This window comes from Nonlabens sp. (assembly GCF_047636915.1).
Taxonomy (GTDB): domain Bacteria; phylum Bacteroidota; class Bacteroidia; order Flavobacteriales; family Flavobacteriaceae; genus Nonlabens.
Genome location: NZ_JBLIGN010000023.1, coordinates 25,085 through 35,568, shown reverse-complemented (window position 1 = coordinate 35,568; position 10,484 = coordinate 25,085). Strand labels below are relative to the sequence as shown.

Annotated in this window: 9 protein-coding genes; 5 read left to right on the top strand and 4 right to left on the bottom strand. The window is 36.7% G+C overall.

Features of this window, described 5'->3' with window-relative positions:
- The 5 genes from ACJAT0_RS05750 to ACJAT0_RS05730 all read left to right on the top strand — a co-directional run.
- Nucleotides 1–888, top strand: an 888-nt coding sequence (locus ACJAT0_RS05750) for an outer membrane beta-barrel protein (protein WP_415180881.1), incomplete at its 5' end; no start/stop codon positions are given.
- A 378-nt stretch (nucleotides 889–1,266) separates the two neighbouring features.
- Nucleotides 1,267–1,968, top strand: a complete 702-nt coding sequence (locus ACJAT0_RS05745; RefSeq protein ID WP_415180883.1) for a glycosyltransferase family 2 protein — start codon at nucleotides 1,267–1,269, stop codon at nucleotides 1,966–1,968.
- The gene (locus ACJAT0_RS05740; RefSeq protein ID WP_374003881.1) at nucleotides 1,965–3,449 is read left to right on the top strand and encodes a cellulose synthase family protein; all 1,485 of its coding nucleotides are present in this window, start codon (nucleotides 1,965–1,967) and stop codon (nucleotides 3,447–3,449) included. Before ACJAT0_RS05745 ends, ACJAT0_RS05740 begins: the two co-directional genes overlap by 4 nt.
- Nucleotides 3,449–4,846, top strand: coding sequence for a glycosyltransferase 87 family protein (locus tag ACJAT0_RS05735; protein ID WP_415180880.1), 1,398 nt, complete (start codon nucleotides 3,449–3,451; stop codon nucleotides 4,844–4,846). The genes ACJAT0_RS05740 and ACJAT0_RS05735 overlap by 1 nt, the downstream gene beginning before the upstream one ends.
- Nucleotides 4,847–4,969: 123 nt before the next feature.
- Nucleotides 4,970–5,542 (top strand): DUF4870 domain-containing protein, encoded by a 573-nt coding sequence (locus tag ACJAT0_RS05730; RefSeq protein WP_415180879.1) that lies wholly within the window; start codon nucleotides 4,970–4,972, stop codon nucleotides 5,540–5,542.
- Between the two features lie 39 nt (nucleotides 5,543–5,581).
- Here ACJAT0_RS05730 and ACJAT0_RS05725 read toward each other — a convergent pair whose 3' ends face one another.
- The 4 genes from ACJAT0_RS05725 to speB form a co-directional block, all read right to left on the bottom strand.
- Nucleotides 5,582–7,129, bottom strand: a complete 1,548-nt coding sequence (locus ACJAT0_RS05725; RefSeq protein WP_415180878.1) for a bifunctional GNAT family N-acetyltransferase/carbon-nitrogen hydrolase family protein — start codon at nucleotides 7,127–7,129, stop codon at nucleotides 5,582–5,584.
- A gap of 340 nt (nucleotides 7,130–7,469) precedes the next feature.
- The gene (locus ACJAT0_RS05720; RefSeq protein ID WP_415180877.1) at nucleotides 7,470–8,144 is read right to left on the bottom strand and encodes a hypothetical protein; all 675 of its coding nucleotides are present in this window, start codon (nucleotides 8,142–8,144) and stop codon (nucleotides 7,470–7,472) included.
- Between the two features lie 3 nt (nucleotides 8,145–8,147).
- Nucleotides 8,148–9,116 (bottom strand): deoxyhypusine synthase family protein, encoded by a 969-nt coding sequence (locus ACJAT0_RS05715; protein WP_415180876.1) that lies wholly within the window; start codon nucleotides 9,114–9,116, stop codon nucleotides 8,148–8,150.
- A gap of 15 nt (nucleotides 9,117–9,131) precedes the next feature.
- Entirely contained in the window at nucleotides 9,132–10,067 is a 936-nt protein-coding gene (gene speB, locus ACJAT0_RS05710) for an agmatinase (RefSeq protein WP_415180875.1), read from the bottom strand.
- Between the last annotated feature and the right edge of the window lie 417 nt (nucleotides 10,068–10,484).

Below are 10,484 nucleotides of genomic sequence, written 5' to 3'. Positions count from 1 at the left end.
TATATAAATTATAGCAATAGCATCAATATTCCTAGTGTTAGACAGTTGCAGCCTGTAGAAGATAGAACAAATCCGCAAAACATAGTTGTGGGGAATCCAGATCTCGATGCCAGCCAGCAACACAATGTCTATTTCAATTTAAGCCGGTATGATTGGGAAAAAGGATCTGGTTTTTATTCTGGCGGTGGTTTCACGTACACAGATAATAGTGTTGCAGCCATCACAACTACTGATGTAGATTTGATAAGAAAGACTACCTATACCAACATCGATGGAGTGTACAATGGATACCTGTATACCAGCTTCTCTAAAACATGGAAAAAAGACGGTAGAGAAATAGGTTTTGACTTCGGCATAGACGGTAATTTATCCCTTAATAAGGGCTTTACAAATGCTAGTGCTTTTCAGTCAGAAAGCTATAGCATTTCCCCAGAGCTTACTTTTGAATACTCTTTAAAAGATTACATCGATGTAGAGCTAGAATACGAAGTTACTGCAAATAGAACTCAATTTGATATAGCAACTATAACAGAGCAAGAATTTGTCAATCAAAGAGTTGCTATAGATATTACTACTTCCTGGCCAAAACATATTATTTTAGGTATGCGAGGAGAATACAATAAATTTGGTAATATTTCTGGAGATTTTGATGATGATTCATTTGTTTTAATAGGCAGTCTCGGGTATAAATTTGCTAAGGATAAAGCTACTGTAAAACTCAAGGCCTATGATATCTTAAATCAGATCATTGACACCCGACGTTTAATCACAGATGATTTTGTTTCAGACACTAGTAGTCTTGTATTGCAGCAATACTTTATGCTAAGTTGCACTTTTAAGATATCCAAATTTGGCGGTAAAGATCCTAATGAAAATGAAGGTTTTTAATGCGTACTAGGTAAAGTAATGTTCTGATCTTTGTTTTATTCCAAAAGCAGAAATTTATAGGTACTTGAATTGGTCAAAAGGGTACCTAGCAAAAACAGAGGTAGATTACCATAATAGCGCTATTTCAAATAGTTCCTAGCTAGTTAAAAATTACTACAAACAATAGGGGTAAACGTTCCAGTTGCAAAAAAGGTTATGTTTCTCTAAAGTTGTAGCGTATACTCAGATTTATATGAAGGTACAAAACAACAGTTTTATAAATTTAGAACTATTCATTAGGGCAATTTTCTTATAGGAGTCAACAAAATAGATCTGTTTATTTTTGCGTGTATACCCATTGATAATCCTTAAATTGCCATCCTTTTCAAAACCCCTGTCCTGAGTAAAAAACCTATCATAAGAGTCATCATTCCTGCTTACAATGAGGCAGCCTCTATACCACTGGTAATTGGAGCTATTCCGTCTGTAGTTACGGAGATAATTGTATGTAGCAATAATTCCAATGATGATACGGTAATAAATGCACGTAATTCTGGTGCTACGGTTGTGGAAGAGCCTATTCCTGGATATGGGAATGCTTGTCTCAAAGGAATGGAATACGTGGCGGCTTTAGGAGAAGCTACTGATATTATAGTATTTCTAGATGGAGATTATAGTGATTACCCAGAGCAGCTAACAGAATTAGTAGCGCCCATAATAAAGGAGGATATAGATTTTGTTATCGGAGCAAGAGTCAAAGATCTCAGGGAAGTAGGTTCGATGACTATTCCTCAAATTTTTGGAAACTGGCTAGCGACGACTTTAATGAGGTTCTCTTTTAATTCTAGATTTACTGATTTAGGCCCGTTCAGAGCCATAAAGTATGATAAGCTTCTAGAATTAGAGATGGAAGATCGCACCTATGGATGGACAGTAGAAATGCAACTTAAGGTCCTGAGGAAAGGTTTTACGTATAAAGAAGTGATGATGAAATACCGCAATAGAATTGGAGTTTCAAAGGTTTCTGGTACGGTTAAAGGAGCTATATTTGCAGGTGTTAAAATTTTAACGTGGATTTTTAAATACGGTTTTAAGAAATGATTTTAGTGTGGATTTGCATAGTGGTTTATTCCATATCGCTTATATTGATTTTGTTCTATGCTTTTGCGCAGCTCAATCTTTTGTTCAATTATATTAAGGCGCAAAAATTAGTCGATGATTCTCCTCAATTAGATCTAACTAATCCAGAAGAAGTCCCTTATGTTACTATACAATTGCCTGTTTTTAATGAGGCTTATGTAATGGAAAGGCTATTGGATAATATTGTCTTAATAGATTATCCTAGAGGGAAATTAGAAATTCAGGTCCTAGATGACTCTACGGATGAAACTGTAGAAACAACAGCGGCCCATGTGCAACGTCTTGCAGCAACAGGTATAGATATCGTTCATATTACAAGAACAGATCGCAGTGGATATAAGGCTGGAGCACTCAAAGAAGGTCTTGAAATTACAAAAGGTGAGTTGATTGCCATTTTTGATGCAGATTTCCTTCCAGAGGCTGATTGGTTGTATAAGACCATTCCTTATTTTAAAGATCCAGAGATAGGAGTAGTGCAAACTAGATGGGCACACCTTAATAGGGATTATTCCATACTTACACAAATACAAGCTTTTGCTTTAGACGCTCATTTTACACTGGAACAAGTAGGGCGCAACTCTAAAGGTCACTTTATCAACTTTAATGGAACAGCAGGAGTATGGCGCAAGGAGACTATTTACGACGCAGGTAATTGGGAAGGGGATACCTTAACAGAAGATCTTGATCTAAGTTATAGAGCACAGCTCAAGAAGTGGAAGTTTAAATATTTGGAAGATGTAACCACACCAGCAGAGCTTCCGATAATAATAAGTGCTGCGCGTTCTCAGCAGTTCCGCTGGAATAAAGGTGGTGCAGAGAATTTCAGGAAAATGTTTAGGAGAGTCATTTCGTCAGAGATGTCCATTAAGTCAAAAATGCACGGTATTTTACATTTATTGAATAGCACCATGTTCCTTAATGTTCTTATAGTAGGGGTATTAAGTATTCCTATGTTGTACATCAAAAACGAATATGGACATTTGAGAGAGTACTTTATTGTCATGAGCTTTTTCGTAATTAGTACCCTCATCTTTTTTATATGCTACTGGTATATGTATAAGAAAACATACGGTGGTGGTTTTAAAAATTTCATAAGTTATATAGGAATGTTTTTTACCTTCTTTTCCATCGCTATGGGCTTTTCCTTTCATAATTCTATAGCGGTTTTAGAGGGTCATGTTGGTAAGCGTAGTGAGTTTGTCAGAACACCTAAGTTTAACCTCAAAGCAGTAGGAGGCAATTGGAAAACAAATAAATACATCCTTAAAAAAGTAAGTCCACACGTGATCGTAGAAGGTATTCTCATGCTGTATTTTGCATTTGGAATGTACTCTGCTTTTATTGTGGGATCTGAACCCGATTTTGGGTTGTTTCCGTTTCACCTGATGCTGTTTATTGGCTTTGGTTTTGTCTTTATACGCAGCATTACAGATAAGCAATAATGAAAAATAAGCTGGGAAATATTCTCGGTATTGTCAGTAGTATTAGTGTTGTTTTATACGCTGTATTCTTCTCGCTTTCGCGAAAGCAATTTAACGAAACATTCTTAGTATATAGTGGCCTTTTTCTTTGCTTAGTTGCATTTTATAAGATCAGCGCAAAAGCATTTATAACCAGCTATAGACTCCTGCCCATTAAATGGAGTGGTCGTTTTTTAAGCTCTGATGTGTTGCTCTTTATCCTAGCTGCCGGATTGGTGTTTAGGTTGGTGCTACTTTCTTATATACCTAATCTTTCACAAGATTTTTTCAGGTTTATATGGGATGGAAACCAGTTGTTAAACGGCTACAACCCATACCTATATCTGCCAGATGAAATCATGAAAAGTGGGGCGTCTTACATTCCTAATGCAGCCTTGTTGCATGCAAATATGGGAGAACTTTCCAGTGGTCATTATACCAATTATCCACCGTTCCATCAGTTGTTTTTTGCTGCTGCTGCTTTTTTAGGTGGTAAAAGCATTACAGCAACTATAGTATGGATGCGCGTATTTATTATTTTAGCAGATATAGGGGTGTTTTTCTATGGTGTAAAATTTTTGAAAATGTTGGGAAGGTCTCCCTACTTAATACTTCTCTATTTTCTGAATCCGTTTGTGATTATTGAGCTTACAGGAAACCTTCATTTTGAGGGTATAATGGCATTTTTTGTATTGCTGTCTGTTTATTTTTTAGGGAAGTCACAACGAGTGATAAGTAGCTTTTTTTTAGCTAGCGGAGTTCTTTTAAAGTTAGTGCCAGTTATCGTATTGCCTTTGCTTATCAGAAGGTTGAAGGTAAAGAGAGCTATCGTATTTTACGCTGTTGTAGCCATTGCAGTTCTTATGGGTTTTATACCATTCTATAGCAGTGATTTGATAGATAAATATTCCAGTTCGGTAGGGTTATGGTTTGGTAATTTTGAATTTAACGCAAGTGTTTTCTACCTTATCAGAGCCATAGGCTTAGAATATACAGGATATAATGTCATTGAAACAGCTGGTAAAATATTACCTGTAATTACTTTCTTGTCTGTTGTTTTAATAGCGCTATTCCGTAAAAACGAAATCCCAGACGTTTTAATGAGCAGTATTGTTTTTTCTTTTTTCACCTATTTGATGTTTTCGACTACGGTTCACCCTTGGTATATAACCATTCCGTTATTGTTTTCTGTTTTTACTAGGTATCGATTTATGCTGGTATGGAGTTTCTTTATATTCTTAAGTTATAATGCCTATTCAAATAATGATTATACAGAGGATTTATGGCTGGTAGGATTAGAATATGTAATAGTCAGTGCGGTATTTCTGTGGGAAGTAATAGGTTTTAATGCGCGTAAAGCTTTAAAAATTAAAATGTAACTATTTATTAATAAGATTGTTGACATAGATGTCATAAGAGTGACGTAAATAAGTCCAGTCGTATAGATGTATCAGCTTTGTATTCGTCACTAGCTTTGCCTTAATAATTTTCAAACAAAAAAGATGCAATCAGTAGGAACCAAAATAAAAGAGATACGTCTTAATAAGGGCTTTTCTCAAGAAGAACTCGCTACACAATCTCAAGTTAGTTTGCGCACGATACAACGTATCGAGAATAATGAAAACGAAGCTCGTGGTAAAACGCTACAGCTTATTTGTGAAACACTAGAAGTTCCTATTGAAGAGCTGCTTGATTATGGTAAAAAAGAAGACCAGCAGTTCCTGATGTTTTTTCATTTATCAGTTATTCTTGGTGTTTTCTTTGTAGTAGGTAATATTGTTCTACCATTGATATTATGGCTCACGAAAAAAGATAAAATAATAGGATTACATTCAATGGGTGCAAAACTATTGAATTTTCAAATATGGTGGACCATTCTAACTTATGCTGTAACAATTTTTACCATTATTCTGTTTTTTCACTCTGGCTTTTTAGGGTTTGGCACAATGGCTATTATTGTTGTATTACCGTTAGTAATGTCTATAATCAACGTTATTCTCTCCATAATTTTTGCCATAGCAAACCGCAGAGGCAAACAAATAACTTACCCTAGCATCATACCTATGATTAAATAAAAAGGTTTCTAAATGACAGTAGAAGCCCTTTTGAAACCCTTATAACTCTTGTTTTTTCTTAATCACTTCATAAAGATCAGTTCTGCGGTCTTTAAGGTTTTTCACAGCTCCGTGGCTATGTAGCTCTTTTAGAAGATCTAAATTCACGTCTGCCACTAGAATCATCTCTGTGTTTGCAGTAGCTTCAGCTTTGATACCATTGGAGGGAAAGGCAAAATCACATGGGGTGAATACAGCGCTTTGAGCATAAGAAATATCCATGTTTTCTACCGCTGGAAGATTGCCTACGCTACCAGCAATCGCTACATAACATTCATTTTCTACAGCACGAGCTTGACAACATAGTTTTACTCTGGCAAAAGCATTTTGAGTGTCGGTTAAGAAAGGAACAAAAAGGATTTGCATACCGTCTTTTGCCATGATACGGCTCAACTCAGGAAACTCACTGTCATAACAAATTAAGATTCCTATTTTACCACAATCTGTGTCAAAGGTCTGTATCTTTTTTCCACCTTGAAGTCCCCATATTTTTTGCTCGTCTGGAGTAACATGTATTTTTTCATAGCCTTCTATAGTTCCATCTCTGCGACATAGGTTTCCTATGTTGTAGAGTTGGCCGTCAATAATTTCCGGCATAGAACCAGTAATAATATTGATATTGTATTTGATAGAAAGTTCAGAAAAGCGTTCTCTAATCATTGCCGTGTACTTAGCAAGTTCTCGTATCGCCTGACTTACACTCAAATCATTGTAAGCGGCCATAAGAGGTGCGTTAAAATACTCTGGAAATAGAGCAAAGTCTGCTCTATAAGCGGCAAGGCTGTCTACAAAATATTCTACTTGTTGCATCAATTCTTCAAAACCAGAGTAAGGACGCATTTGCCATTGAACAATACCTAATCGCACCGTGCTTTTGAGAGCAACGGTCTCTGTGATAGGTTTTGTATAATAAATATTATCCCATTCCAGAAGTACAGCAAATTCCATAGAGGCTTTATCGCCATCTAAATAATTTTTAAGAACACGAGAAACATGAAAATCATTAGATAATTGGAAGTTCAACACCGAATCTGTGATTTCTTTATTGCGTACTTTTTCAATGTATTGTTTAGGAGTCAAGTCTTTTGCATGATTGTGGTAATTAGGAATACGACCTCCAAAAGCAATACCTCTTAAATTCAAATTCTCACAAAGCTCCTTCCGGTAATCATACAGTCGACGTCCCAGTCGCATCCCACGGTACTGCGGTTTTATAAAAACTTCAATTCCATAAAGTACGTCACCATCATTATCATGAGTTGTGAATTTGTAATTACCAGTGACTTCTTCATACGTGTACTGGCCACTAAAATCCTCATACTTGACAACTATAGAAAGAGCGCAAGCTACGATTTCTTCATTCACTTTAAGAACGACTTGACCTTCAGGGAATTTCTCGCAAAGTGTTTTAATTTGCTCTTCTCTCCAGTAGGAATCGGGTAAGTTGTTGTAAGAATCAATCATGGCATGTTTTAACTCTTCGTAATCTTTGAGCTGTAAAAACTCCAGATTCAAATTCTCAATCTTACTTCTGTTTAGGTCGCTCATAGTGCCTTTTCTCTCTGTTTTTAGATAAGCAGGTTATAATTAAAACCTGTTTTCATGATTAATTTCTACTGTTTAAAATTTCTGTAAATCGAGATTTAGAGGTCAACTCACACTAAATTATTTCCTAAATATTCTATTGAAAGTTTGAATTATATGCTGTTCAGTTTAAGATTACAATAGCCATAGTTTCGGCATTATTTAATGATGACGGCGTCTGTAGGGAGCAAAGCTGGTATATGGAAAAGAACCAAACGAAATGTATGTGAACTGCTATGTTTAAATTGGCTTCTAGGCTTTTATTTTTGTTTCGCTTTCGCGAAAGCGGAAACACCATTAAATTTTAACCACCACAATTGGAATTGAAAAACTCCACGATCTCTTTTAAGTCTGATTTTTTAAGAGCTCTTCCTTCTATCTTGTTTACTAGGCTAGGGCAATCACCGAAATATTCAGATGCTCGTTTTTTAAAACCTTTAAATAGACTGACATGATTGATAAGTTCTGCTTCTTTTCCTTCACGGCATACCCATAATTGATTGTGTTGTGACCAGTCGCCTATAAAAACAGGAATAGCATTAACGCCTCCAGCACCAGGCATCCATGCCCCGCTATTTTGAGTAACTGTGCGGCCATAAAGACTCACTTTACCTTGAACTACTTCTTGCATAAAACTTAAAAGAGTTGACGTATTTCTTTTCTTTATCAATACTGGTACATATGTTTCAATCTCTGTTTTTTCAATTCGCTTGCCATTCACTCGTTCCTTAAAAGTCACTGTAAATAAGATGTGATCTACTTCTTGAATTTTGAATTTTTTCTTTTTGGCTTTTTTTTCTGTACGAAAATTTAGCTTTTCTGTACCGCCAAAATTGAAAGAGGCACCTACCTGAGGTATTTTTGCTTCTCCTGTAAGAACACTTCCGTTTTTTAATGACACAACTGCTGGTGTCCAAGAATACTGACTGTAAACTAAGGAGTTGAATAAAATAGCACTAACGATAAGGACGCTTTTCATAGGTTACATTTCTAACAAATATGCAAAAATTAATGGAGCTACAATAGTAGCGTCGCTTTCCACAATGAATTTAGGCGTGTCTTGATCTAATTTCCCCCAGGTAATCTTCTCGTTTGGCACTGCCCCAGAGTAACTTCCATAACTAGTCGTAGAGTCAGATATCTGACAGAAGTAGCTCCAGAATGGTGTGTCTGTGCGTTCCATATCTTGTGTGAGCATAGGAACCACACAAATAGGAAAATCTCCTGCGATGCCACCACCTATTTGAAAAAAGCCTATTCCCTTTTGAGAATTGTTGGTGTACCAGTCAGCTAGAAAGGTCATGTATTCAATACCACTTTTTACAGTACTTGCTTTTAATTCCCCTTTTAATACATAACTGGCAAAAATATTACCCAGGGTACTGTCTTCCCATCCTGGAACTACGATGGGTAAATTAGCTTTGGCAGCCGCAAACATCCAGGAGTTCTCAATCGGGATTTCATAGTATTGCTCTAGAACGCCGCTTAATAAAAGCTTGTACATGTATTCATGAGGGAAATAGCGCTCTCCCTTATCCTCTGCATCTTTCCAAATCTTAACGATGTGTTCTTGCAATCTCCTAAAAGCTTCTTCTTCCGGAATACAGGTATCTGTCACTCGATTGAGTCCCTTTTCTAGTAGATCCCACTCGTCTTGTGGCGTTAAATCTCGATAATTAGGAACTCTCTTATAATGACTGTGGGCTACTAAGTTCATTAAATCTTCCTCTAGATTTGCGCCTGTACAGGAAATTATATGCACTTTATCTCGACGTATCATCTCGCCAAAAATCTTACCAATCTCTGCGGTACTCATCGCTCCAGCTAGAGAAACGAGCATTTTTGATCCTTGATTTAATTGGTCTTCATAACCTTTTGCAGCATCAACAAGTGCCGCACTGTTAAAATGAAGAAAGTATTTTTCTAGAAATGCTGTTATCGGTTTTTCCATGTTATTTTTTCAGGATTAATTAGCTGTATCTTTCATTTTTTTCAATCCCACTCTAGCAAAAGATTTATCAGCATCATAGCCACTTTCTCCTTCTAGCGCGATGTGTTTAAATTTATAACTCAACATTTTATAGTACAACTTTGCCGCAAGAAAATCAGACGATTTCTCTGCTGGATTAGGACATAATTCTACGATATCAAATCCAACTACATTTTTCTCTGCAAACACCATTTTTAAAAATTCTAAGGTTTCATACCACAGTAAACCTCCGGGTTCTGGGGTTCCAGTGGACGGACAAATTGAAGGGTCAAAAGCATCTAAATCAATGGTGATAAACACATTTTCGGTAAGGGCTTCGGTTGCTTTTTCTAGCCAGTAGTCGTCCGTTATCATTTCGTGAGCATAAAACACTTTCTCCTCATCGTTAACGCCTACTTCTATGCTGTCCATGGAACGTATTCCTACTTGAATGAGGTTGGCATTCTGACTTGCTTCGTAAACGGCACAAGCATGGTTGCAAGTACTGCCGCCATATTCTTTCCTTAAGTCGGCATGAGCGTCTATTTGTAAGACGCTTAGATTTTCATACATCTCAGAAAATGCGCGGATGCTTCCTATAGAGATGGAATGTTCTCCTCCAAAAAGTGTTACAAATTTATTTTTTTTGATAAACTTCTTTGTCGCTGCATGAACTGCTTTTACCATCTTTTCAGGAGAGCTGTTTTCAGTAATTGAGGGGGCTAGATGGATACCGTGATGGTATATTTCAGAGTCCGTCTCGATATCGTATAATTCCATATTCCGACTTGCGTCTAAAAACGCGCTCGGGCCTCTATCAGCACCTTTTTGCCAGGTGCTTGTTCCATCATAAGGAACAGGAATTAAAACAATAGATGCATTTTCTAAGCCAGCATATTCATCTGGGATTCCTGCATAGTTTGAATTGGTCATGCTAATTTGTTAAAAATTTGCTTAAAAGTACTAATTATATCAATGCGCAGTGTGAAACACGCCTCTTCCACATCCCTTTTTTCCCTGTGGAAACTGATCGCTACACTGGAAAAGTGCAAGGCTTCAAAGGGAACAATTTTACTTAAATTTCCATTCCATTTTCAAATCTCCTTAAAGAACCTTTTTCTTTAAGTATAGGTAACGGATTTAGTTCTGCTTTGTTTCTACAACCCTCAGGGGTGCGGAAGCAAAAGTTTTAAATGATCAATAGTGATACACTTTACATGTATTCCTTTTGAGGGAATGGGTTTAAAAGTGATTCTAACTGTTATTGCCCGTACATCAAAGGAATCATTTCAAGTTCGATTTCAATTCCACAAACCGGACTTCGAGATCCTCAGTACTCAGCTTCCTCGT

Coding starts and splice junctions, on each gene's coding strand:
- ACJAT0_RS05715 (WP_415180876.1), bottom strand. CDS start 9,116: ATGGAAAAACCGATAACAGCATTTCTAGAAAAATACTTTCTTCATTTT.
- speB (WP_415180875.1), bottom strand. CDS start 10,067: ATGACCAATTCAAACTATGCAGGAATCCCAGATGAATATGCTGGCTTA.
- ACJAT0_RS05720 (WP_415180877.1), bottom strand. CDS start 8,144: ATGAAAAGCGTCCTTATCGTTAGTGCTATTTTATTCAACTCCTTAGTT.
- ACJAT0_RS05735 (WP_415180880.1), top strand. CDS start 3,449: ATGAAAAATAAGCTGGGAAATATTCTCGGTATTGTCAGTAGTATTAGT.
- ACJAT0_RS05725 (WP_415180878.1), bottom strand. CDS start 7,129: ATGAGCGACCTAAACAGAAGTAAGATTGAGAATTTGAATCTGGAGTTT.
- ACJAT0_RS05740 (WP_374003881.1), top strand. CDS start 1,965: ATGATTTTAGTGTGGATTTGCATAGTGGTTTATTCCATATCGCTTATA.
- ACJAT0_RS05730 (WP_415180879.1), top strand. CDS start 4,970: ATGCAATCAGTAGGAACCAAAATAAAAGAGATACGTCTTAATAAGGGC.